Here is a 23,312-nt window from a genome sequence, read left to right as displayed (position 1 = left end):
ATGAGTGAGGTCGTCTACAACCGGATCGCGATGCTGCGCGCGGAGCGGTCGATCTCGCGGCGGCAACTGGCGGAGGCCCTCGGGGTGCACTACCAGACGATCGGTTACCTGGAACGCGGCGAATACAGCCCTTCGCTGTACCTGGCGTTGCGGATCGCGGAGTTCTTCGAGGTCTCCGTGGAAGTGCTGTTCTCGACCAAGCCCTTCCCCCGGCTCGGCGAGCGGTCCGCTTAGCGCCGAAAAGACGGCGGCAGCGACGTAACGGCATCCGCGACATTGCACGAACTGCGGGCGGACGCGGCGAACGCAGCAGTATCGGACCTCCGAATGGGTTGACCTGAAACGATCTCTTGACTTGCGGCGGCAAGAAGTAACAAGGTGGTAGCCGGGTTCTTCTGGGGTGGACCGCCTTGAGGGGAAGATCGTATCTTGATCGGGGAAAAAGATCGTCCAGTCGCGCCGCCGCGCTGGTCGTCCGCGTTCTTCGGGCTGCCGGAGCAGGTGATCGACGAGCGGCTCGACCCGCTTCCGGAACGGCTGCACGCGTTCACCGAAACCTATCGGGGCCGGGTGTCCGAGCTGCCCGAAACCGAGCTGGCGCAGGCGTTGCGGGACTACGAAAATTTTCTCACGCCCCTCCAGCAGGCCACGGTCTACGCGGAGGCGAGTCTCGCGGCCGGCGGCACCGGCGAAGCCGAGCGGAAACTTCTCGACCGGTGCGAAGAACTCTGGGAAATGGCGGCCGCGAATACGGAGTTCTTCGAACGCGAATTGGGTGAGCTGCCCGAAAAGGCCGCCGCCGAACTGCTCGGCTGCCCGCGGCTCGGTGAATACCGCAATTACCTGCGGCAGGTCCGCGCGGCCGCCGTGCACCGGCCGTCCGCCGAGGTCGCGGCCGTCCTCGCGCGGCTCGACCCGGTCGCGGGCTGGGAACGCCACGCCCGGCGGCTGCTGGACCGCATCACCGTCGTCGACGACGGCGAGACGCTGGGGCTCGGTGCGGCGCTGCCGGTGCTGTACCAGGCCGATCCCGGACGGCGGAAGCGGCGGTGCGCGGCCGTTTCCGCCGCGCTGGCCCCGGAGGTGGACCTGCGCGCCTCCGCGCTGACCGAGCTGACCCGGGCGCGGCTGGCCCGGCAGCGGCTGTGCGGGCAGACCGGCTGGCTGAGCGAGGAGAACGCCGGCAACCAGCTCACCGGCGGCGAGGTGACCGCGTTGCTCGAGGCGGTGGACGCCCGGCGCGAGCTCGTGCACCGCTACTACACGACCAAGTCCGCGCTGCTCGGACGTTCGCTGACCGACGCCGACCGGTATGCCCCGGTCGGCGCCGCCCCGGACGAACTGAGCTGGCCCGAAGCGGTGGAGCTCGTGCTCGGCGCATTCGGCGCGCTCGGCCCGGCGGTGTCCGCCGCCGCCGCGGACCTGATCGGGCGCGGCGCGGTGGACGCCGTCCCCCGCAGGGAGAAACGCCGCGGAGCGCTGACCTTCAGCGCGCCCGGGGGTCACTCCTGCGTCCTGCTCACCTTCACCGGCACGCAGCGGGACGTGCTCACCCTCGCGCACGAACTCGGCCACGCCGTGCACACCGCGTTGTCGGCGCACCTCGGCGTGCTCAGCTTCTCTCCGCCGACGGTGCTCGCCGAGACCGTCGCGTTGTTCGCCGAGGCGGTCACCATGCGCCACTGGCTGCGTCAGGCCGGTCCGGCCGCGCGGCCGGGGCTGCTCGGCCGCTGGCTGGAGGACCAGCTCGTCACGGCGTTCCGCCAGCTGTCGGTGCACGAGTTCGAGTCCGCCGTCCACCAAGCCGTGGCGGCGGGCGAGCCACCGGACGCCGACGCGCTCGGCGACCTCTGGCTTTCCCGGCAGGGTGCGCTGTACGGCCCCGCCGTATCGCTCACGCCGGAGTACCGCCTCTGGTGGAGCTACCTCGACAACCTCTACTTCGCGCCCGGCACCCGCTACGCGTACGCGTTCGGGCAGCTCGCGGCGACTTCGCTGCTGGCGGGGGCCGAGGAAGCCGGTTTCGCCGCACGGTTCGAAGAACTGCTGCGCGCCGGGGGCGGTGGCTCCCCCGCCGAGCTGCTCGGACCGCTCGGTTTCCGGCCGGCCGAGCCGGACAGCTGGCAGCGCGGGCTCGCCACGCTCGAGGCCCAGGTGCGCGAGTTCGCCGACGCCGTTTCGTGACCGCACGGACAGCCGCAGGAACCACCGACAGGGGTTGGGGATGGACGAGCAGATTCTGCCGAAGCTGAAGCACATGACACCGGTCTTCCCGGTCGACGGCACCTTGTACGTCGGCGGGTACGGGCAGGTGGCCGAGATCCCGGACGAGGACGGGGCGATCGCGCGGCTGTTCGAGCTGCTGGACGGTACCCGCACGATCGAGCAGGTCCACCGGGACCTGGCCGCCGGCTTCCCGCACGTCACCGCCGAAGAGGTCGCCGCCGCGATCGCGCAGTTCGACGAGGCCGGCTTCCTGCTCGACGAAGGAGCCTCGGCCGAAGGCCTGCTCGACGAGTACGAGCTCGGCCGGTGGGCGCGGAACATCAACTTCTTCGGCTCCTACAGCAGGCTCGCCGACAACAAGTTCCGCAAGCAACGCCGGCTGCTGGACGCGCGCGTCACGCTGCTCGGGCTGGGCGGGCTGGGCTGCCACCTGCTGCAGGACCTGGCCGCCCTCGGGATCGGGCACGTGCGCGTGGTCGAGTTCGACCGGGTCGAGCTGTCGAACCTCAACCGCCAGGTGCTCTACCGCGACGGCGACATCGGGCAGCCGAAGATCGACCTCGCCGTCGAGCGGATCCAGGCGTTCAACCCGCGGATGGAAATCACGAAGATTCCGCGCAAACTCGGCTCGACCGAAGACGTGCTGGCCGCCGTCGACGGCGCCGACCTGGTGATCTCGGTCGCGGACCGGCCGAAGATGGAGATCAACCACTGGGTCAACGAGGCGTGCGTCCGCGCGAACGTGCCGCTGGTGACCGGCGGCCTGGACACCCAGCGGCTGGTCTACTTCACCATGATCCCCGGCGTGACCGGGTGCATCGAGTGCTGGCGGCTGGGGGTGTTCCGCACCGACGACGTGTCCGCGGCCCTGCTGGCGGAGAAGCGCGAACGGCGGATCGGCGGCGACAACGCCGCGTTCGTCCCGCTGGTGACCATGACGACCGGGCTGCTGCTGGGCGAAGCCGTGCGGCTGCTGACCGGGATCGCGCCGCCGGTGGCCGCGGGCAAGCTCGTGCAGGTGCGCTTCGACGACTACGAGACCAGCGTGCACGAAACCTGGGACCGGCTGCCCGACTGCCCGGTCTGCGGCGCACCGGCCGTGCCCGCCCAGGACCACTCCGCCGCCGCTTCGGGCGGCTGAGTTCCAACCCTGTCGCCGATCGTTGTGAGGAGGTGAATCCACCATGACCGTGACCGTCCGCATTCGCAAGACGAGCATCGCCTCGGGCGCCGTCGAGGGCTGAGTCCGCCGACGGAGCCGCTGGTGGACGGCCGGATGACCGTCCACCAACGGACCAGGCCGTTCTTCGTCGCGTCCTGAGCAGATCCGGCGGAGAACGGCTGCGGATCCAAAGTAGCAGTGCGACCGGGCGGCGGCACGCGTGCCGCCGCCCGGTTCGGCGCGGACCGAAGCATCCGGGCCCTACCCTGGTCCACCCGAACCCGGCAGCCCTCCACCTCACGAGGTATCCGTCCGTGACTCCTTCCCCCCGCACGCCGCTGGGCGGCCGCTACTGGCTGCTGCTCACCGCCTACGTCGTCTCGAACGCGGGCACCTGGATCTACCGGCTGACCCTGCCCCTGCTGGTGCTGCACCTGACCGGTTCGGCACTGCAGACCGCCGCTCTCTACGCGCTGGAGTACGGCCCCTTCCTGCTGCTGTCGCTGCCCGGCGGGGTCTGGGCGGACCGCTTCGACCGGAAACGGCTGCTGATCGGCGGGGACGTCACCGCCGGGGTGATCGCGCTGGCTTTGGCGATCCTGGTGTCGGCCGGTTCGTCGGCCCTTCCCGCCATCTACGTCCTGGCGTTCCTGCTCGCGTGCGTCGAGCCGGTCTACCACCCGGCGTTCCAGGGCCTGCTGCCCTCGATCGTGGCCGACTCGGAACTGGACCGGGCGAACTCGCTGATGCAGTCGAGCGACCAGATCATCAGCCTGGCCGGCCCGGTGCTCGCGGGCGGCCTCGTCGCGCTGTTCGGCTACGGCACGGCGATCTTCATCGACGCCGCCTCGTTCGGCGGCAGCGCGCTCGTGCTGCTGTTCCTCAAGCAGGGCAGGGAGATCGTCCCGGCCGCACCGGCCGCACGAGCCGGGTTCTTCGGCGACCTCGCCGAAGCGTTCCGCTACATCGTCCGGCAGAACCGGCTCCTGCTCGTGGGGAGCCTGCTGTTCACCGGCACCAACTTCGGCATCTGGCTGATCCAGGCGAACCTGGTGTACTACCTGTCCACCTACCTGGGCCTGTCCTCGGCGCTGGTCGGCGTGGTGTTCGCCGCGCAGGGGGTCGGTGCGCTCGGCGGCGCGCTGCTCGCGCCCGCGGTCATCCGGCGGCTCGGCAACGGCCGCACCATCGTCTTCTCGACCATGGCCGCGGGGCTGCTCACCGGGTTGCTCGTGGTCTTCCGGGACGTCGTGGGCGTCGGCCTCGTGTCCGCCGTGGTCTTCGCCCTCGGCTCGATGAACGTCGTCTCCTGGTTCACCCTGCGCCAGCGCATCGTGCCCAAGGCGATGCTGGGCCGGGTGGTCGCCGCGACACGCATGCTCGCGTTTTCCAGCATCCCGCTCGCCGCCGTCGTCGCCGGCGCGGCCGAGGACGCGCTGCACGACATGTACGTGGTGATCCTGGCCGGCGCCGCGCTGCGGTTCCTGGTCGGCTTCGCCGGTTCGCGGACGTCGCTGGTGCGCTCGCGGGCCGGGTCCGCGGTCAGTGAGCCCGCCGCACCGTGAGCTCGGCTCCGGCCAAGGCGCGGACGACGTCGCCGCGGCGGGTTTCGCGGGTCGTCCGGTTGAGCTCGACGTGCAGGAACGGCGTCCCGCCGGCGGCCAGGCCCTGGACGTTGGTCGTCCCGGCCAGGCCGCGGCAGGGCTCGGCCCAGGCCCGGCGGACGCGGAACCCGGCGGCTTCGAGGCGGTCCGCGGCCCGGCGGGCCGCGTCGTCGGCCACCGCGGCCCCGGCCGAGAGGACGACGTCGGCCTCGGGCATCGTCCGGTCGTTGAAGCCGTGCAGCTGGACCTGGGGCAGGCCGCGGCGAGCGAGCAGCGTGGTGACGACGTGGAAGACCGTCCGCGTGTCGTGCGCGGGGTCCTCCCGGCGCCGGTGCGCGCCGGCGACGGCCAGCACCGCGCCGGGCACCTGCCGGAAGAGCGCCAGGCCGATCAGGTCGGTCCGCAGGTCGGACGAGGCGTGCGGCACTTCGATCACCAGGGACGGCGGCGCGGACCGGTCGATCGCGTAGAGCCCCCAGGCCCGTTCGGAGCCGGGCTCCTGGACGGCGAGAGCGTCTTCGGTCACGGAAAACCCCAGGTCGGACAGGTGGTGGGGGCGGCCGTCGAGCAGGGCGGCGAAGCCGGTTCCGGCCGTTTCGAGCTCGGCCGCCGTCGGACGGCGGTACGGCTGCCGGGCCGACTGCGCGGCCGTGAAGCTCCGGAGAAGGGATTCCAAGCCGCCAGGTTATCCGGCCAACGTCACCTTGACGCGCCTCGACCGGCACCGGAGAGTGGGGGCGATACCCACGCGTCGGCAGGTGGAGGAACCCGGTGAGAGCCCGGGGCGGTCCCGCCACTGTGACCGGAGAGCCGCGTTCGATGCCTCCGCGGGCGTCGGGACTCCGGAAGCCAGGAACTCCCGCCGGCGCGCCCGTCTACCCGGGGCGCGGACCCCGAGGAGGAACCTCGTGATCCTGCTTCTGTCCACTTCGGACACCGACCTGCTCAGCGCCCGCTCGTCGGCGAGCGAGTACCGGCTCGGCAACCCCGCCCGGCTCGACGTCGCCGAGCTGCCGGGCCTGCTCGACGGCGTGCGGATCGTCGTCGCGCGGATCCTCGGCACGCCGCGGAGCTGGGCCGACGGCCTGGACACGCTGCGGGCGTCGGGCGCGCACGTCGTCGTATTGGGCGGGGAGCAGACGCCGGACGCCGAGCTGATGAAGCTCTCGACCGTCCCGGCGGGCATCGCCGCCGAGGCCCACGCCTACCTCGCGCAGGGCGGCCCGGACAACCTCACCCAGTTGCACCGGTTCCTCTCCGACACGCTCCTGCTCACGGGCGACGGCTTCGAGCCGCCCGCGGAGCAACCCGCTTGGGGGATTCTCGAGCGTCCTTCCCGGGGCGACGGCCCGGTGATCGGGATCCTGTACTACCGCGCGCACCACCTGTCCGGGAACACGGCGTTCGTGCACGCCCTCGCCGACGAGATCGAAGCCGCGGGCGGACGGGCGTTGCCGATCTACTGCGCTTCGCTGCGGACGCGCGAGCCGGCGATGATGGCCGAGCTGGGCAAGGTCGACGCGCTGCTGGTCACGGTGCTCGCGGCGGGCGGCACCCGGCCGTCCGAGGCCGGCGCCGGGGGCGACGACGAGGCCTGGGACGTCGCCGAGATGGCCGCGCTCGACGTCCCGATCCTGCAGGCGCTGTGCCTGACCAGCGACCGCGAGACGTGGGCGGCCAACGACGACGGCCTCTCGCCGCTCGACGCCGGGAACCAGATGGCCGTGCCGGAGTTCGACGGGCGGCTGATCACGGTGCCGTTCTCGTTCAAGGAGCTGGACGCGGACGGTCTCCCCCGGTACGTGCCGGACGCCGAACGGGCGTCCCGCGTCGCCCGCATCGCGCTCGCGCACGCCCGGCTGCGGTACACGCCCCCTTCGGAACGCCGGATCGCGCTGATGCTGTCCGCGTACCCGACGAAGCACTCTCGCGTCGGCAACGCGGTCGGGCTGGACACGCCCGCGTCGGCGGTCGAACTGCTGCGGCGGATGCGCGCGCAGGGCTACGACCTGGGGCCGGACGCCTTCCCCGGTGTCGACCCGACCGGCACCGACCAGCCCGACGGTGACGCGCTCATCCACGCGCTGATCGCCGCCGGCGGCCAGGACCCGGAGTGGCTGACCGAGGAACAGCTGGCCGGCAACCCGATCCGCGTCCCCGCCGCGCGCTACCGGGAGTGGTTCGACGCGCTCCCGGCCGAGCTGCGCGAAGGCGTCGAGGAGCACTGGGGGCCGGCGCCGGGCGAGCTGTACGTCGACAACGGCGACATCGTGCTGGCGTCCCTGCGGAGCGGCAATGTGATCATCATGATCCAGCCGCCGCGCGGGTTCGGCGAGAACCCCGTGGCGATCTACCACAACCCGGACCTGCCGCCGAGCCACCACTACCTGGCCGCCTACCGGTGGCTGGAGGAGGAGTTCGGCGCGCACGCCGTCGTCCACCTGGGCAAGCACGGGTCGCTGGAGTGGCTGCCGGGCAAGACCGCGGGGCTCTCGGCGTCGTGCGCCCCGGACGCCGTGCTCGGGAACCTGCCGCTGATCTACCCGTTCCTGATCAACGACCCGGGCGAGGGCGCGCAGGCCAAGCGGCGCGCGCACGCGACGATCGTCGACCACCTGATCCCGCCGATGGCGCGCGCGGAGTCCTACGGCGACATGGCGCGGCTGGAACAGCTGCTCGACGAGCACGCGAACATCGCGGCGATGGACCCGGCCAAGCTGCCGGCCGTGCGCCAGCAGATCTGGACGCTGATCCAGGCGGCGAAGCTGGACCACGACCTCGGCATCGAGGAACGGCCGCACGACGCGGAGTTCGACGACTTCCTGCTGCACATCGACGGCTGGCTGTGCGAGGTCAAGGACGCGCAGATCCGCGACGGGCTGCACGTCCTCGGCGCGGCGCCGACCGGCGAGGCGCGCGTCAACCTGGTGCTGGCGATGCTGCGCGCGTCGCAGATGTGGGGCGGCAAGCAGGGCGCGGTGCCGGGCCTGCGGTCGGCACTGGGCCTCAAGGAAGACGCGCCGATGTCCGAAGTGGACGCGGTCGAGAAGACGGCCCGCGAGCTCGTCCGCACGATGGAGATGCGCGGCTGGGACGCGACCGCGGTCGCGTCGGTCGCCCCGGACGAGCAGGTGGCGAAGGTGCTCTCCTTCGCGGCCGAGGAGATCGTCCCGCGGCTGGCGGGGACGTCCGCCGAGCTGGACTCGGTGCTGCACGCGCTGGACGGCGGGTACATCCCGGCCGGGCCGAGCGGGTCGCCGCTGCGCGGGCTGATCAACGTGCTGCCGACCGGGCGGAACTTCTACACCGTCGACCCGAAGGCCATTCCGAGCCGGCTCGCCTGGGAGACCGGGCAGGCGCTGGCGGATTCGCTGCTGAAGCGCTACCGCGAGGACACCGGCGACTGGCCGCGTTCCGTGGGGCTTTCGGTGTGGGGGACGTCGGCGATGCGGACGTCCGGCGACGACGCGGCGGAAGTACTGGCCCTGCTGGGCGTCCAGCCGGTGTGGGACGAAGCTTCCCGGCGCGTCACGGGCATCGAGGCGATCCCGCTCGCCGAGCTGGGCCGGCCCCGGATCGACGTCACGGTCCGGATCAGCGGGTTCTTCCGCGACGCGTTCCCGCACGTCATCGCCCTCATGGACGACGCGGTGCGGCTGGTGGCCGGGCTGGACGAACCGGCCGACCAGAACTTCGTCCGGGCGCACGTCTCGGCGGACCTGGCTTCGCACGGGGACGCCCGTCGCGCCACGACGCGGATCTTCGGGTCGAAGCCGGGCGCGTACGGCGCGGGCCTGCTGCCGCTGATGGACAGCGGCAACTGGCGCGACGACAAGGACCTCGCCGAGGTGTACGCGGTGTGGGGCGGCTTCGCCTACGGTCGCGACCTGGACGGCCGCCCGGCGCGCGAGGACATGGAAAGCTCGTACAAGCGCATCGTGGTGGCGGCGAAGAACACCGACACGCGCGAGCACGACATCGCGGACTCCGACGACTACTTCCAGTACCACGGCGGGATGATCGCGACGGTCCGCGCGCTGACGGGCGCGGCTCCGGCGTCCTACGTCGGCGACAGCACCTCGCCGGACGCGGTCCGCACGCGCACCCTGGGCGAGGAGACGGCCCGGGTGTTCCGGGCGCGGGTGGTCAACCCCCGCTGGCTCGCGGCGATGCGGCGGCACGGCTACAAGGGCGCGTTCGAACTGGCGGCCACGGTGGACTACCTGTTCGGCTTCGACGCGACGGCCGGCGTGGTCGGCGACTGGATGTACGAGAAGCTGACCGAGTCGTACGTGCTGGACGAGGTGAACCAGGAGTTCCTGCGCCAGGCGAACCCGTGGGCGTTGCGGGGGATCGTGGAGCGGCTCAACGAGGCGGCGGACCGCGGGCTGTGGGAGGAGCCGGACCCGGAGCTGCTGGCGAAGATGCGTGAGGTCTACCTGTCCCTGGAAGGGGATCTCGAAGCGGAGTAGCGGAAACGCCCGGGAAACGCGGGCCGGGGTTGGGTGGCGGCATGATCACCGCCGCTCCCCCGAAAACCCGCTCCTGGGCGCTCCCGCTCGTCTGCCTGGGCGCCGCCGTCCTCTACGCATGGAAGATCGGTGACGGCCAGGTCGGGAACACCTACTATTCGGCCGCCGCCAAGTCGATGACCAGCGGCTTCACCAACTTTCTCTTCGGCTCCTTCGACCCTTACGGCGTCGTGACGGTCGACAAGCCGCCGTTCGCGCTGTGGCCGCAGGCGCTCTCGGTGCTGATCTTCGGCTACCACGGCTGGGCGCTGCTGCTCCCGCAGGTGCTCGAAGGCGTCGCGGCGGTGTTCCTGCTGCACCGGACGGTCCGGCGGTGGGCGGGCGAGAACGTCGCCCTGCTGGCCGCGGTCATCCTGGCGCTCACGCCGGTGACGGTGATCATCAACCGCGACAACAACCCCGACACCCTGCTCGTCCTGTTCCTGGTCGCGGCCGCGTACGCGCTGACCCGCGCGCTCGAAGGCGGCCGGAAGTGGCTGTTCTGGTGCGCGTTCTTCGTCGGCTGCGGCTTCCTGACCAAGATGCTGCAGGCGTGGATCATCGTCCCCGCCCTGGCCGCGGCGTACTTCGCCGGCGCGGGCGGCCCGATCAAGCGCCGTCTTCTCGACCTGCTCGGCGCCGGCGTCGTGCTGGTCGTCTCGTCGTTCTGGTGGATCGCCCTCTACGACTGGTGGCCCGGCGCCAAGCCGTACATGGGCGGCAGCGAAGACGGCTCCGCGTGGGACCTCGTGTTCGGCTACAACGGCTTCGGCCGCCTCTCCGGCGAAGGCGAGGGCGGCGGCATGATGATCATGCGCGACGGGCAGCGGACGATGTCGTCCTTCGGCGGCGACCCCGGGCCCGGCCGGATGTTCAACGACCTCGTCGGCGGGCAGATCTCGTGGCTGCTGCCGCTTTCGCTGCTCGTGCTGGTCGTCATCGGACGCCGGTGGCGCGACGCCGGCTGGCTGCTCTGGGGCGGCTGGCTGCTGGTGACGACCGTCGTCTTCAGCTTCGCCGGCGGCATCTGGCACCCGTACTACACGACGGCGATGGCGCCCGCCGTCGCCGCGGTCTCCGCCGCCGGGCTGGCCCTGCTGTGGCGGCACCACCGGCGCACCCTGCTGCCCCTGGCGATCGCGCTGACCGCCGCTTGGGCGTTCGTGCTGACTTCGCGGGACACCTCCTTCCACGGCTGGACGCGCTGGGCGGTGCTCGGCACGGCCGTCGCCGCCATCGCCGGGCTCCTCGGCACGCGAAGCCGGCTCACGCTCGTCGCCGCGCTGGTGCCGTTGCTGCTGACCCCCGCCGTGTGGTCGTACGCCGCGGCGCAGAGCACCTCCGCCGGGACGTTGCCCGCGGCCGGTCCCGCCACGGGGCTCGGGCCGATGCCACCTCCGTCGCCCTCGCCCTCGCCCGGGGGGCCGAGGCTGATGCTGGCGGGCGGCAACGGCGCCACCACGCTGTCGGACGAGCAACGCCGCATCCTCGGCTACGCCCGCCGCAACGGCACGGAGATCACTCTCGCGGTGAACGCCGAAGCGGGCACGGTCGCGCCGTTCCTCATCAACTCCGATGCCACCGTGATCGGCATGGGCGGCTTCGGTGGCCGCGACGACGCGCCGTCGCTGGCGCAGCTCGACCGCTGGCTCGCCGAAGGCAAGCTGCGGTTCGTGCTGAGCGGCGCGGGTGCTCCGCAGGCCGGGCCGCCGCGGAGCCCCGCGCAGGACGCCCGGCGGCGCTGGATCGAGCAGCACTGCCAGGTCGTCGACCCCGCCGCGTACGGCGGGCGGTCGCCGGCCGGCCAGGTGCGGGTGGTCGGCGGCGCGGACACCCTGTACCGGTGCTAACGGCGAAGAAACACGGCCGCGGCGATCATCGGGGGATGCGGGTATTGGTGGTGGAGGACGAGCCGATGCTCGCGGACGCGATCGCGGAGTGGCTGCGCGACGAGGCCCACGCGGTCGACGTCGCCCACGACGGCGCCGCGGCGCTCGAGCGGATCGCCGTGCACGACTACGACGTCGTCGTGCTCGACCGGGACCTGCCGGTCGTGCACGGCGACGACGTCTGCCGCGAGCTGGTGGCGGCGCGGGCGGACACGCGGGTGCTGATGCTGACCGCGGCCGCGGAGGTCACCGACCGCGTCGCTGGGCTGTCCCTCGGCGCCGACGACTACCTGGCGAAGCCGTTCGCGTTCCCCGAGCTGGCCGCGCGCATCCAGTCGCTGGGCCGCCGCTGCCGCCCTGCCGCACCGCCGGTGCTGCGCCGCTCCGGGGTCACCCTCGACCCGGCGCGGCACGAGGTGTTCCGCGACGGGCGTTACCTGCCACTGTCCAAAAAGGAGTTCGCTGTGCTCGCCGAGCTGCTGCGCGCCGACGGCGCCGCCGTGTCCGCCGAACACCTGCTGGAGAAGGCGTGGGACGAGCACGCGGACCCGTTCACCGGCGCCGTCCGGCTGACCATCCTCAAGCTGCGCCGCAAGCTCGGCGACCCGCCGCTGGTGGAGACGGTCACCGGCGTCGGCTACCGCCTCCGGTGAACCTCCGCCTGCGGCTGACCGTGCTCTACGGCGGCCTGTTCCTGCTGGCGGGGGTGGCGCTGCTGGGCGTCACGTACCTGCTGTTCACCCGGCAGGTCGGGCAGCGGGTGGCGGTGATCTCGGGCAGCCCGCCGCCCGGCGCGCCCCCGCTGCCTTCGCTGGAAGCGCTGGACAACCAGGCCCACCAGCTGCGCGCCGCGGCGGCGACGTCGTTGCTGACGCAGGGCGCGATCGCGCTCGGCGCGGTGGCGGTCCTGGCGGCCGGTCTCGGCTGGCTGGTGGCGGGGCGTGCCCTGGCCCCGTTGCGTCAGGTCACCGACACCGCTCGGCGCATCGCCGCGGCCGCCGATCCGGGCGGGCACGCGCGGATCGCGTTGCGCGGACCCGAAGACGAGGTCAAGGACCTGGCGGACGCGTTCGACGTGATGGTGGAACGCCTGGACCGCTCGTTCGACGCGCAACGCCGGTTCGTCGCGAACGCGTCGCACGAACTGCGTACCCCGCTGACGCTGAACCGGTCCCTGGTCGAGGTCGCGATGCACCGCAGAACGGCGTCCGAGGACGTCCGGGACCTGGGCACCAAACTGCTGCGGATCAACGCCCGGCACGAGAAGCTGATCACCGGCCTGCTGCTGCTGGCGAAGTCGGAAAGCGCCCTGACCGAGCGCTGCCCGGTGGACCTGGCGGCCGTGGCGGCGCACGTGGCGCCGGCCTCGGCGGAGCAGTCACTGGCCGAGGCGACGACGATCGGCGACGCGCTGCTCCTGGAGCGGCTGGCGCACAACCTGGTGGAGAACGCGGTCCGGCACAACGTGCCCGGCGGCTGGGTGCGCGTGGCCACCCGGACCCGGCCGGGCGGGGTGGAGCTGGAGGTGGCCAACAGCGGACCGGTGATCCCGCCGGGCGAGGTGCCGGCGCTGTTCGACCCGTTCCACCGGCGCGCCCGGGTGGCCGCCGAGGGGGCGGGGCTGGGTTTGTCGATCGTCCGTTCGGTGGCGCACGCCCACGGCGGTGAAGTGGTGGCGAGGGCGCGCGAGGACGGTGGCCTGGTGGTGGTCGTGTCCCTGCCGGCCGCCTGAGGATTCGTCACCGTTCTCCGGGTTGTCCGTTTCTCGTTCCTGCGCGTCCCGGACGAATTCCGGTCATTCCGGCGTCTTTCGCCCACCGCTTCCCGAAACCCGGCTTTCGCACCTTGACTTCGGGATTGGTCTAGTCCAATGATCTGTCCACTTCGATCCCCACCGGGAGGACAGCTCATGCGCAGGAGCAGACTGGCCGCCGCCGGGCTCGCCGCCGCCACTTTCGCCGCCACCGCCGTCAGCCTCGTGCTCGGCGCGCCGTCGGCGACCGCGGCGTTGAGCAGCAACTGGTACGCCGCGGCGCCGTACCTGATGCCCCAGAGCAACAACCCGCCCGACCCCGTGACCGTCATGAACGCGACCGGGCTCAAGGCGTTCCAGCTGGCGTTCATCCTCGCCCCGAACGGCGGCGGCTGCACCCCGACCTGGGACGGCACGTCCGCGGTCTCGTCCGACACCGCGGTCGCGGGCGTGATCTCGCGGATCCGCGGCGCGGGCGGCGACGTCTCGGTGTCCGTCGGCGGCTACGGCGGCACCAAGCTCGGCCAGACCTGCGGCACGGTGGCCGAGACGGCCGCCGCGTACCAGCAGGTCATCACGAAGTACTCGCTCAAGGCGATCGACTTCGACCTCGAAGAGCCCGAATACGAGAACACCGCCGCGATCGCGAACGAGCTCGGCGCCGCGAAGAAGCTGCAGGCTGACAACCCGGGCCTGTTCGTGTCGGTCACCATGCCGGGCACCGCGGCCGGCACCGGCTGGTTCGGCACGCAGCTGATCGACCAGGCGAAGTCGATCGGCTTCACGCCGAACAACTTCTCGATCATGCCGTTCGACGGCGGCTTCAACGGCGGCTCGTCGCAGGTGTCGGCGCTGGAGGCCTTCCACGGCCTGCTGATGTCGCACCTGGGCTGGGACAGCGCGACCGCGTACGCCCACGAAGGCTTCTCCGGCATGAACGGCAAGTCGGACGCGGCGGAGATGTTCTACACCTCGGACTTCCAGACGGTGTACGACTACGCGACCGGCCACGGCCTCGGCCGCTTCACGTTCTGGTCGGTGAACCGGGACCGCGCCTGCGTCGGCACCACGGACAACGGTGTGTGCAGCAACGTCCCGCAGAACGACTGGGACTTCACGAAGTTCAGCGTCCGCTTCGCCGGTGCGACGCCGCCGCAGACGACGCCACCGGTGACGACGACCCCGACCACGCCGGGCGGCGGCTCGTGCACCGTGGCGGAGTGGGACCGGACGAAGGTCTACGTCAAGGACGACGTCGTCGCCCACCACAGCCACAAGTGGACGGCCAAGTGGTGGACGCAGGGCGAAGAGCCCGGCACGACCGGCGAATGGGGTGTCTGGCAGGACAACGGCGCCTGCTAGCCCCCTGTCGGAAGTCTCAGAAGTCGAGGTGGGTGTTCTCGCGCTGGACCGCCGGGGTCAGCGCGGGCACCTCGACGACGTGCCGCCCGGCCTGCCGCAGCAGCTCGGTGCCCCGGGCGTCGACGAACACGGGCGGCTCCCGCCAGGCGAACACGACGCGCGGGATCCCGGCGTCGAGGATGAGCTGGGTGCAGCTGCGCGGGTGCGAACTGCGGTTGCTGCACGGTTCCAGTGAGCTGTACATGGTCGCGCCGGCCAGGCGCGGGTCGCCGGCGCACTTGGCCAGCGCGGCTTCCTCGGCGTGGTTGTGGGGGTCGCCTTCGCCGGAATGCCCGGTGGCGACGACCTCGCCGTCGGCGTCGGTGATCACGGCGCCGACCCGGAAGGTGTGGCTGGGCGGGCACTCGGCGGCGAGCGCGATGGCTTCCTTGAGGCGCCGGACGTCCCGGCCGGTCGGTTCGGCGGCGGCGCGGTACTCGAGGATCGCCATGCCCTGCAGCTCGTTCGCGGCGGTCAGCACGAGCGGGCGCGGGTAGAGCCCGGGCCCGACGAACCGCGGCGCGTCCGGCTGCCCGACGAAGAACGGCGCGATCGCGAGCCGCACCGCGTCGGCGAGGCCTTCGGTGAGGAACCGCGTGTGGATCCCGCCGCCGCCCTCGACCAGCAGGTTTTCGATCCCGCGCGCCCCGAGGTCGTCGAGGATGCGCCCGAAGTCCGGCGGATCTCCCGCCTCGACGACGGTCGCGACGTGCTTGAGCGCGTCCGCGGCGCCGGGCGGCGCGTAGACGAGCTTTTCGGTGTCCCCGACGGTGAAGAACTGGGCGTCCGGGTCGAGACCGCGGGTGGTGACGGTGACCTTGACGGGTTGTTCGGGCTTCCCCCGGTCCAGCCGTTGCCGCCGCAGCTCGGGAGAGCGGACGAGCAGCCGCGGGTTGTCGGCCCGCACCGTCCCAGCCCCGACGAAGATGGCGTCGGCCTCGGCCCGCAACCGGTCGACGACCGCGAAATCGTCCTTTGTGGACAGCACCAGCCGCTCGGGCGAGGTGTCGTCGAGGTAGCCGTCGAGCGACTGCGCGGCGGACAGCAGGACGTGCGGCCGGGAGATCACCCGGCCCAGTATGCCGTAACGCGCGGGGCGGTCCCCGCGTCCTACGACGTATTCCCCTGTTGTGCTTATCCCCCCCGGAGCTGCGGACCATGACCACGCGAGGCTGGTACAAGGAGCGGACGCTCACCACGGTCGACACCGTCGGCCGGGAGGTGTCGGTGACGACCGGGCTCACCCGCGACCCCGAAGGCCGCCTGGTCGCGGCGATCGCGATCAGCGACGGACCGACCGCGATCTACCGGTACCCGGGCGACGCCGGCGAGCGGACCGAGCTGGTGACCAACGCCGCGGACACCGTCAAGGAGCTCCACAAGCTCGCCGGCGTTCCCCCCACGCGCTGACCTGGACGCGGCCCGTGGTTCAGGCCGGCAGGACCGCGTACTGGCGGACGTAGAGGTCGGTGTAGGTCACCGGGCCGCGCGGCCCGGGGACCTTGTCGAGGTTGATGCCGGTTTCCGGCACGGCGAGCAGCTTGAAGCCGTCGAGCAGGCGGGTCGGCGCGTTCCAGAAGACACCCGTGCCGGTGTAGCCGTCGAAGAAGGCGTCGGCGGCCGCCTGGTCCTCGGTGGTGATGCCCGCCGCCAGCCCGGAAGTGCCCTCGTTGGCGATCTCGACGGCATCGCCGAGCGAGCCCACCTTCGCGACCGTGACGGTCGCCTCGCGGTCGGAGTCCAGCGCCCACTCGTAGCCGATGGGGTGCTCGTGCGGGGCCAGCGAAGGTGTGACCCCGCGCTCGGCAAGGGCGTCCGACAGCGCGGGCCAGACCTCGTCGTGGATGTCTTCGTGGATGAGCAGCAGGTTCAGCCGGTTGCAGACGCCGAGCCGGTCGAGGCTGGCGTAGACGAGGTCACGCGCCTTGGTGACATCCGCCCCGCGGTCGACGTACAGGACACCGCCGCCATCGGCGTGCGCGAGGGTGCGCACCCCGTGGACGGCCGCCTCGGTGGCGAGGGCGCGGGTGCTGTCCCCGCTGCCCCGCAGGATCACCAGCGGCACGAGGCCGGGCAGCCGCACGAGCGCGGACGCCGCCTCCCGCTCCACGCGCGGCACGAGCTGCACGCAGTCGGCGTCGATCCCGGCGTCGGACAGCGCCGGCGCGATGACGACCTCACGCAGCCGCTGCGCCGACCCGAGCGCGGCCGAGCCGGTACGCAGCACGCCGGCGTTGCGCGACTTGACCAGCTGCGAGGCCACGTCGACGGTGACGTTCGGCCGCGCCTCGTAGTTCGCCCCGATGACACCGACCGGCCGCCGCCGTTCGACCAGCCGCAGCCCGCCGTCCAGCGTGGACACCTCGACCGACCGCTCCTGGTGCGGCGCGCCGGCGAGCAGCCGCAGCTGTTCGGCCATGCCGGTGAGCCGCTCGGGGGTGATGGTCAGCCGGTCGAGCAGGCCCGCGCTCATCCCGTCGGCCTTGGCGCGCTCGACATCGGCCTGGTTCGCCTCGAGGATCTCGTCCCGGTGCGAGAGAAGCCGTTCGGCCATCCCGGCCAGAGCGGCATCGACGGCCTCGGCACTGGCGGCAGCCAGCGACGGCGCGGCCAGCTTCGCCGCCCGTGCGCACTCCTCGACGGCCTTGGCGACCTCGTCCATCGTTCGTCTCCCTCCGCGGACCAGCGAGAGACCAGTTTGCCGCATGCCACCCACCGGGCGGCCACGGGCTCCACCGCCGGTCACGAAGACGGCCGGGTGCGGCCTTGGAGGGTGGTCGTGGTGTGTGACCTGCGGTCCGTGCGCGGGCACGGGGTGGGGGCGTGCGGTGCGGGTGGGTGGCTCGGGTGGCCCACCGGGCGGGATGGCACTCGTGGCGGGGATGGCGCGCTCGTGGCGCGAGTGGCAACCCGACGAGAGTGGTCCACCGGGCGCGGGTGGCGCCCGTGGCGCGGACGAGCAGCCTCGGCGCGGCTGACCCTCGGCGCGAGTGGTGCCTCTTGCGCGGGCCAGCAGCCCCGACACGGGTAGCCCCCACGCGAGTGGGGCCGGCGCGGCCTGCGGCTGGCGCCCCCGTACGCGGATACCCGCCCGGCATGGCTGGCGTCCCTGGAGCGCGCGGCAACCTCGGTGCAGCTGGTCCTGCGGGCCAGTAGCCGCAGCGCCTGTCGGCCCCGGCGCCGCTGGCGCCCCGTGCGTGGGTAACGCTGCCGGCATGGCTGGCGTCCCTGGGGCGGGCAGCAATCCCGGCGCGGCTGGCGCAGTGGCGCGGGCGAGCAGCCTTCGACCTGCCCGGACTCGCCGGCGGCGGACGGGGTGCCGCAGTCTGCGCGATCGCAGCCGGGCCGGCGGGCGGGCTACTTGGCGACGGGCTCCAGGAGCCATAGCGCGCCGGCGATCAGGCAGCTGATCGTCGCCACCGCGAAGACCAGGACCCACAGGACCGGTGGGACCGCTGTGCGGCGGCCCAGCTGGTCCGCGTCGGAGTCGCGGGCCTGGCCGCGGCGCCGCTTGATCTGGAGCTCGGCCACTGGGCGCACGCCTCCGAACAGCAGGAACCATGTCACCAGGTAGCTGAACGGCGCCTGTAGCTCGACCGGCGCGACGAACGCGATCAGTGCCAGCACCGCCGCGCTGGCGACGACCGTGAACACCCCGTAGGCGTTGCGGACCATCACCAGCACGCCGAGCAGCAGCAGCGCGATCAGGACCAGCACCGTGCCGACCAGGTCGGCGCCCAGCAGGCTCGCGAACAGCAGCCCGAGGACCGAGGGCGCCAGGTACCCGGCCATCGCCGTGAACGCCATGCCCGGCCCTTCGGGTTTGCCGCGCGAGACGGTGACGCCCGAGGTGTCCGAGTGCAGCTTGATGCCCTGCAGGCGCCGTCCGACCAGGACCGCGGCCAGCGCGTGCCCGGCCTCGTGCACCATCGTCACGACGTTCCGCGCCCGTCGCCAGGGTGTCCCGCCGACCAGCACCACCAGCAGCGCCACGCCGCCGGCGACCAGGGTGACCACCGCGGGCGCCTGGGCCTGCTCGAGCAGCGAACCAGCCGGCGGGGTGCCGGCGGCCGCCGCGCGGAAAGCTGACAGCGCGTTACCGGCGAGGCCGTCGAGTGCGAGATGAACGGGCGAGCTCACCCGGTTACCTCACCACAGGCGATATCTGGCTACTGTGAGTCCCCACCGCTCGCCGCATCGCGGCTTCCGGTATTGGCTCGTGGTGATCTCCTTTCCGTGGCCACCGGGGTGATGGCTGGGTCCTTGGTCACAGCGCGAAGTTCAAAGAGCGCCTCCGGCGGGAACGGTGGCGGGACTGAGCTGGATCCGCGCCCGGCGAACAGGTCACCGCAACCAGCCGTCGACAAGCCGATCCCCGGCTAGGCGAGCAGCTCACCACAACAGCCGCCGCCAAGGCGATTCCCGGCTCGGCGAGCAGCTCACCGGCGGCCGCCGCCCAAGCCGAGACGGGTCAGGTCATCGTGACTCCCGCATGCGGGCCTCCCCCTCCACGCGGAACAGGAACGACACCCAGCTCCGGAACGGTGCCCACGCCTCCGCGATCTCCGCCAGCTCCGCCACTCCCGCGTCCGGGAGGTGGTACGCGTCGCGCATGATTTCGTGGAGGCGGGTTTCGGCGCGGGGGAAGACGTCCGGGTGGCCGGCTCCGCGGATCAGGATCAGCTCCGCGCTGAAGCGGCCGACGCCCGGCAACAGCTGCAGCTGCTTCAGGGCCTCCTCCGCCGGCATGGCTCGTAACGCTGCCGCGTCCAGCATTCCTTCGGCCGCCGCCTCGGCGATGGCGCGCAGGCGTGGCAGCTTCGGGCCCGGCAGGCCCGGCTGATACGCCAGCTTCGCCAGGGCCGCCGGGGCCGGGAACGACCACAGCCTGCTCCCGCCCACGTCGACCTCCGTGCCGTAGCGCTCGGTCAAGCGGCGGCGCAGCCGGACCGCCTGCGTCATCCAGATCCGATGGCTCAGCACCGCCCAGCACGCCGCCTCGTACGGCGAGGCGAACAGCACCGGGCGCAGGCCCGGGTGCAGCGTCTGCAGCAGCGACACCACCGGGTCACGGGCGCCGGCCTCCGGGAACGCCGTGCCGTCGATGTCCAGCGAACACATCCGCTCTACCTGCGCCACCACCGCTCCCGTGTGCTCGGGCGGGCCGTGGACCTCCACCGTGACCTCGCCCGGCGATCTCTGCCGCAGCACCGCTCCCACCGGTGTCCATTCGCCCTCGAGCGCGAAGGCCACCCGCAGCGCGCCGGGCTCGGAATCCGGCTGGCCAGCCGGGGCGAAGCCCGTCAGGAACCGGGCTGCCGCGGCCAGGTCGAACTCGCCGTGTACCGCAATCTCGCCACAGGGGCGGGAAATCGTCGTCATCTGTCCTCCTCGGATCGGGTCGGGACCTTGGCTGCGACGTTAGAAGGGGGGTCCGACAATTCCGGGAGTCGAACGCCTGAGCTCGGATTTGTTCACTCGATCGAGTGGCCCCTGGACGCCGTGCACCCTTGAAGACATCCACAGTGGACGGTGTCTGCTGCACGCGTCCTGAAACCAGGCGGCCGGGTCGTGCTGCCGACCAGCGCCCGCCGCAGCCGGCAGCCTTCGCGGAGATCGCCGACCGCGGATTGTCGGAGGTCGGAGTTAGCATCCCCCCATGACGCACACCGACCCCGTCCCGCCCGACGACAGCTACCTGCGTTCCCTGGTCGAGGCCACCGCCGACGCCGTCGCGGCCGCCGAACCGCTGTCCTCGCCGCACGCCGGCGCGGATGCGGCGACGCGGGCCGAGGTGACCGCCGCGGTCGAGCGCGGCTCACCCGATCTGGTGGCGTTGAGCCAAGATCTGCACGCCCACCCCGAAGAGGGCTTCGCCGAGCACCGATCGGTCCGCGCCCTGGCCGATCTGCTGCGCCGCCACGGCCACGAGGCCACGATCGGCGTCGGCGGCCTCGACACCGCTCTGCGCGTCAGCACACCGCGGCAAGAGGGCCCGCACATCGCGGTCCTCGCCGAGTACGACGCGCTGCCCGGGCTCGGCCACGCGTGCGGCCACAACGTCATCTGCTCCACCGCCGCGGGCGGCTTCCTCGGCGCCGCCACCGTCGCCGAGCGGCTCGGCGGCCGCGTCAGCCTGATCGGCACCCCGGCCGAGGAAGGCGGGGGCGGCAAGGAGATCCTCGCCCGCGCCGGCGTGTTCGACGACGTCGACGCGGTGATCATGCTGCACCCCTTCAGCCACGACATCGCGTTGCACCCGTTCCTCGGGCGGCGCCAGCTGGAGATGGTCTTCCACGGCGTCGGCGCGCACGCGAGCGCCCAGCCGTTCATGGGCCGCAACGCGCTTGATGCCGCTGTCGCCGCGTACCAGGGCGTTTCAGCGCTGCGCCAGCAGCTGCCGCAGAGCGACCGCGTCCACGGCGTGTTCACCGACGGCGGTGCCCGGCCCAACGTCATCCCGGCCCGTGCCGCGCTGCTGTTCTACCTCCGGTCCCAGACGCCCGAGACGCTGCGCGACCTCGCCGCCCGCATGACGTCGATCGCCGAAGGCGCCGCGGCGATGACCGGCTGCGGCGTCGAGCTGATCTGGGACGCCCAGGCGGCCTACCTGCCGATCCGGTTCAACACCGCGCTCGCCGGACGGTGGTCGGCCAACCAGGTGATCACCGGCCGCAAACCGCTGCCGCCGGGCATCGTGCCGGAGTCGCTCACGGGATCGACCGACCTCGGCAACCTGTCGTACCGGATGCCCGCGCTGCACCCCATGCTCGCCGTCTCGGGACCCACGGTTGCCTTGCACACCAAGGAATTCGCGGCCGCGGCCGGATCGGCGACGGGCGACGCGGGGGTCCGTGACGGCGCGCTGGGCCTGGCCCTGACCGCGGCCGACTACCTCGGCGACGCCGAGCTGCGGAAGGCCGTGCACGCCGAGTTCGAGGCGGCGGGAGGTGCTCTCGACGTCCCGTCGTTCTTCGCCTGACACCTGAGGATCGGCTGAGTCTTCTCAGCTGATTCTTCTCAGCAAAGCCTGAGGTATTTCCACAGGCTGCTCACAAGCACGGGCGCGAATCTTGTCCCATGACCGAGAACGAGAGTCGGCCCGGCCCCGCCTCACCCGGTGGGCACCAGCCGCACCAGCACACCACCCCGCAGTACGGGCCGTACGCGCAGTACGCCTACCAGCAGCAGGCCGCGCCGAATCCGCTCTTCACCCCGCAGACCCCGGGTGGCCAGGTCCCCACGGCGCTGAAGGCCAAGCCGCGCAAGGGCGGCCGCGTCGCGATGATCGTCAGCGCGACCGCGCTCGGCGCCGCGCTGGTCGGCGGCGTCGGCGGCGCCTCGATCGTCGGGCTCACGACGACCGCGGCGGATGGCGCGACGACGTCGGTCAGCACGCCGGCGGCGAACGGGCAGACGGTCTCGAACTCGACCTCCGGCGACGTCAGCGCCGTCGCGGCGAAGGTGACGCCGAGCGTCGTCCAGATCAACGTCACGACCGGCCAGGGCGAGGCCATCGGCTCCGGCGTCATCCTCACCTCGGACGGCCGGATCCTGACCAACGCGCACGTCGTCGACGGCGCCCAGAACGTCGTCATCACCACCGCCGACGGCAAGAAGTACCAGGCCAGCGTGGTCGGCGCGGACACCAAGGCGGACATCGCCGTGGTGCAGGCCCAGAACGCCGGCGGCCTGACGGCGGCGTCACTGGGCGACTCGAGCAAGCTCGTCGTCGGCCAGGCAGTGGTCGCGATCGGCTCGCCGGGCGGCCTGCAGAACACCGTCACCACCGGCATCGTCAGCGCGCTGAACCGGAACCTGTCCGACATCGGGCAGGGCGAGCAGCAGCAGCGTTCGCCGTTCAGCCGCACGTCGAACCAAAGCAGCGAATCGCCGAGCTACACCGCGATCCAGACCGACGCCGCGATCAACCAGGGCAACTCCGGCGGCGCGCTGGTCGACGCCCAGGGCAACGTGATCGGCATCAACTCGGCGCTGTACAGCCCCTCGGCCTCGGCCAACGGCGCGGCGGGCAGCGTCGGGATCGGCTTCGCCATCCCGATCAACGACGCCAAGAAGATCGTCGACCAGATCGTGGACAACTAGGACGCGGACGGGCCGTGGTCGGGGCGGTCCGTCCCCCCGCTTTCGGGGAGCGGGAGAGCACGCGAAGGCCGTTTCGAGAGTCAATCGGGGGCTCTCGAAACGGCCTTCGTGCTGCTCAGAGCGTGTAGGCGAGGGTGAAGCGGTGCTCTTCACCCTCGATTTCGATGTTCGCCGTCCCCGAGATCCCGGTCAGTTCGCCCGCCCCGGAGCCGGTGAGGATCTTCAGGGCCAGGCCCGAGTCGTCGGCGGTGTGGTGCAGGACGAAGCTGCCCTTGCGGCCGTCGACCGAGACCTCGAGCCGCTCGAAGGCGACATATGCGCGCGAAGCCGCGTTGGTCGCCGACAAGAGCTCGACCTTGCTGGTCCCCTCGACCGCCCCGGTGAACGTTTTGGTGATCGCCACCCGGGCGAACTCGGTGCCCGCGAACTCGTCGGTCGCCTGCGGCTCCCACTGGTCGACGGTGAACGACGCGGTGGCGGTGCTGGTCATGGCTGGTTCCCTCTCTTCGGTGTGGGACCACCTTCGCAGCGATACCTGACAGCGAACGTCAGGTATTCCTCGCCGCCTCCGGCTGTGTCCTGGACCACACCGAACCTGTCTCGGCCGGCGTAACGCGCCGTACGCGCAGGTAACGCCCTTCATATCCCCGTGTCGGGTTA

The 23,312-nt window shown here is 72.0% G+C and carries 18 protein-coding genes and 1 riboswitch; of the genes, 12 read left to right on the top strand and 6 right to left on the bottom strand.

From position 1 onward, the window contains the following. The 4 genes from DV20_RS26200 (at position 1) to DV20_RS26185 (ending at position 4,953) form a co-directional block, all read left to right on the top strand. Entirely contained in the window at positions 1-234 is a 234-nt protein-coding gene (locus DV20_RS26200) for a helix-turn-helix transcriptional regulator (protein WP_043784651.1), read from the top strand. A 195-nt stretch (positions 235-429) separates the two neighbouring features. Next, entirely contained in the window at positions 430-2,184 is a 1,755-nt protein-coding gene (locus DV20_RS26195; RefSeq protein WP_043784649.1) for a M3 family metallopeptidase, read from the top strand. Positions 2,185-2,224: 40 nt separating this feature from the next. Then, positions 2,225-3,367 (top strand): HesA/MoeB/ThiF family protein, encoded by a 1,143-nt coding sequence (locus DV20_RS26190; protein WP_051736126.1) that lies wholly within the window; start codon positions 2,225-2,227, stop codon positions 3,365-3,367. Between the two features lie 335 nt (positions 3,368-3,702). Beyond that, the gene (locus tag DV20_RS26185; protein WP_043784648.1) at positions 3,703-4,953 is read left to right on the top strand and encodes an MFS transporter; all 1,251 of its coding nucleotides are present in this window, start codon (positions 3,703-3,705) and stop codon (positions 4,951-4,953) included. Here DV20_RS26185 and DV20_RS26180 read toward each other — a convergent pair. Then, on the bottom strand, positions 4,931-5,668 hold the full coding sequence (locus DV20_RS26180) for a hypothetical protein (protein WP_043784647.1): 738 nt from the start codon (positions 5,666-5,668) through the stop codon (positions 4,931-4,933). The two genes, DV20_RS26185 and DV20_RS26180, sit on opposite strands and share 23 nt — an antisense overlap. 85 nt (positions 5,669-5,753) lie before the next feature. Beyond that, positions 5,754-5,851, top strand: a riboswitch (cobalamin riboswitch). 49 nt (positions 5,852-5,900) lie between these two features. On the opposite strand from DV20_RS26180, the gene cobN reads away from it, so the two are divergent. The 5 genes from cobN to DV20_RS26155 all read left to right on the top strand — a co-directional run bounded on the left by cobN (position 5,901) and on the right by DV20_RS26155 (position 14,507). After that, the gene (cobN, locus tag DV20_RS26175; RefSeq protein ID WP_043784646.1) at positions 5,901-9,464 is read left to right on the top strand and encodes a cobaltochelatase subunit CobN; all 3,564 of its coding nucleotides are present in this window, start codon (positions 5,901-5,903) and stop codon (positions 9,462-9,464) included. A 41-nt stretch (positions 9,465-9,505) separates the two neighbouring features. Beyond that, positions 9,506-11,353 (top strand): ArnT family glycosyltransferase, encoded by a 1,848-nt coding sequence (locus tag DV20_RS26170; protein ID WP_051736125.1) that lies wholly within the window; start codon positions 9,506-9,508, stop codon positions 11,351-11,353. A gap of 35 nt (positions 11,354-11,388) precedes the next feature. Then, positions 11,389-12,045, top strand: coding sequence for a response regulator transcription factor (locus tag DV20_RS26165; RefSeq protein ID WP_043784643.1), 657 nt, complete (start codon positions 11,389-11,391; stop codon positions 12,043-12,045). Further along, positions 12,042-13,124, top strand: coding sequence for a sensor histidine kinase (locus DV20_RS26160; protein WP_043784642.1), 1,083 nt, complete (start codon positions 12,042-12,044; stop codon positions 13,122-13,124). Before DV20_RS26165 ends, DV20_RS26160 begins: the two co-directional genes overlap by 4 nt. A 177-nt stretch (positions 13,125-13,301) precedes the next feature. Continuing rightward, positions 13,302-14,507, top strand: a complete 1,206-nt coding sequence (locus DV20_RS26155; RefSeq protein ID WP_043784641.1) for a chitinase — start codon at positions 13,302-13,304, stop codon at positions 14,505-14,507. Between the two features lie 16 nt (positions 14,508-14,523). Here the strand turns inward: DV20_RS26155 and DV20_RS26150 are convergent, their stop codons facing one another. Further along, a complete protein-coding gene (locus DV20_RS26150) occupies positions 14,524-15,615 on the bottom strand; it encodes a dihydrofolate reductase family protein (RefSeq protein ID WP_043784640.1) in 1,092 nt (363 codons plus the stop codon). An 89-nt stretch (positions 15,616-15,704) separates the two neighbouring features. On the opposite strand from DV20_RS26150, the gene DV20_RS26145 reads away from it, so the two are divergent. Next, complete coding sequence (locus tag DV20_RS26145; RefSeq protein WP_043784639.1) at positions 15,705-15,956, top strand: hypothetical protein; 252 nt, start codon at positions 15,705-15,707, stop codon at positions 15,954-15,956. Between the two features lie 19 nt (positions 15,957-15,975). On the opposite strand, the gene DV20_RS26140 is transcribed toward DV20_RS26145, so the two are convergent. From DV20_RS26140 to DV20_RS26130, 3 genes are all read right to left on the bottom strand, one after another. Then, the gene (locus DV20_RS26140) at positions 15,976-17,208 is read right to left on the bottom strand and encodes an aldehyde dehydrogenase family protein (protein ID WP_043784638.1); all 1,233 of its coding nucleotides are present in this window, start codon (positions 17,206-17,208) and stop codon (positions 15,976-15,978) included. A 695-nt stretch (positions 17,209-17,903) separates the two neighbouring features. Further along, positions 17,904-18,686, bottom strand: a complete 783-nt coding sequence (locus DV20_RS26135) for a M50 family metallopeptidase (protein WP_043784637.1) — start codon at positions 18,684-18,686, stop codon at positions 17,904-17,906. A 336-nt stretch (positions 18,687-19,022) separates the two neighbouring features. Continuing rightward, positions 19,023-19,928, bottom strand: coding sequence for a DNA-3-methyladenine glycosylase family protein (locus DV20_RS26130; RefSeq protein WP_043784636.1), 906 nt, complete (start codon positions 19,926-19,928; stop codon positions 19,023-19,025). Between the two features lie 277 nt (positions 19,929-20,205). Between DV20_RS26130 and DV20_RS26125 the strand changes: the two genes are divergently transcribed. Both DV20_RS26125 and DV20_RS26120 read left to right on the top strand, forming a co-directional pair. Then, a complete protein-coding gene (locus DV20_RS26125) occupies positions 20,206-21,528 on the top strand; it encodes a M20 family metallopeptidase (protein ID WP_043784635.1) in 1,323 nt (440 codons plus the stop codon). A gap of 98 nt (positions 21,529-21,626) precedes the next feature. After that, positions 21,627-22,652, top strand: a complete 1,026-nt coding sequence (locus DV20_RS26120; RefSeq protein WP_043784634.1) for a S1C family serine protease — start codon at positions 21,627-21,629, stop codon at positions 22,650-22,652. 115 nt (positions 22,653-22,767) lie between these two features. Here DV20_RS26120 and DV20_RS26115 read toward each other — a convergent pair whose 3' ends face one another. After that, positions 22,768-23,142, bottom strand: a complete 375-nt coding sequence (locus DV20_RS26115; RefSeq protein WP_043784633.1) for a DUF3224 domain-containing protein — start codon at positions 23,140-23,142, stop codon at positions 22,768-22,770. Positions 23,143-23,312: the final 170 nt, after the last annotated feature.

It is taken from the genome of Amycolatopsis rifamycinica (assembly GCF_000695625.1).
GTDB lineage: Bacteria > Actinomycetota > Actinomycetes > Mycobacteriales > Pseudonocardiaceae > Amycolatopsis > Amycolatopsis rifamycinica.
The sequence above is the reverse complement of the archived record's forward strand: the minus strand, read 5'-3'. Positions and strand labels throughout refer to the sequence as shown.

Excerpts from the sequence above, each read along its gene's own strand:
- DV20_RS26200 (WP_043784651.1), top strand. The coding sequence starts at position 1 with ATGAGTGAGGTCGTCTACAACCGGATCGCGATGCTGCGCGCGGAGCGG.
- DV20_RS26190 (WP_051736126.1), top strand. The coding sequence starts at position 2,225 with ATGGACGAGCAGATTCTGCCGAAGCTGAAGCACATGACACCGGTCTTC.
- DV20_RS26170 (WP_051736125.1), top strand. The coding sequence starts at position 9,506 with ATGATCACCGCCGCTCCCCCGAAAACCCGCTCCTGGGCGCTCCCGCTC.
- DV20_RS26165 (WP_043784643.1), top strand. The coding sequence starts at position 11,389 with ATGCGGGTATTGGTGGTGGAGGACGAGCCGATGCTCGCGGACGCGATC.
- DV20_RS26155 (WP_043784641.1), top strand. The coding sequence starts at position 13,302 with ATGCGCAGGAGCAGACTGGCCGCCGCCGGGCTCGCCGCCGCCACTTTC.
- DV20_RS26145 (WP_043784639.1), top strand. The coding sequence starts at position 15,705 with ATGACCACGCGAGGCTGGTACAAGGAGCGGACGCTCACCACGGTCGAC.
- DV20_RS26140 (WP_043784638.1), bottom strand. The coding sequence starts at position 17,208 with ATGGACGAGGTCGCCAAGGCCGTCGAGGAGTGCGCACGGGCGGCGAAG.
- DV20_RS26130 (WP_043784636.1), bottom strand. The coding sequence starts at position 19,928 with ATGACGACGATTTCCCGCCCCTGTGGCGAGATTGCGGTACACGGCGAG.
- DV20_RS26125 (WP_043784635.1), top strand. The coding sequence starts at position 20,206 with ATGACGCACACCGACCCCGTCCCGCCCGACGACAGCTACCTGCGTTCC.
- DV20_RS26120 (WP_043784634.1), top strand. The coding sequence starts at position 21,627 with ATGACCGAGAACGAGAGTCGGCCCGGCCCCGCCTCACCCGGTGGGCAC.
- DV20_RS26115 (WP_043784633.1), bottom strand. The coding sequence starts at position 23,142 with ATGACCAGCACCGCCACCGCGTCGTTCACCGTCGACCAGTGGGAGCCG.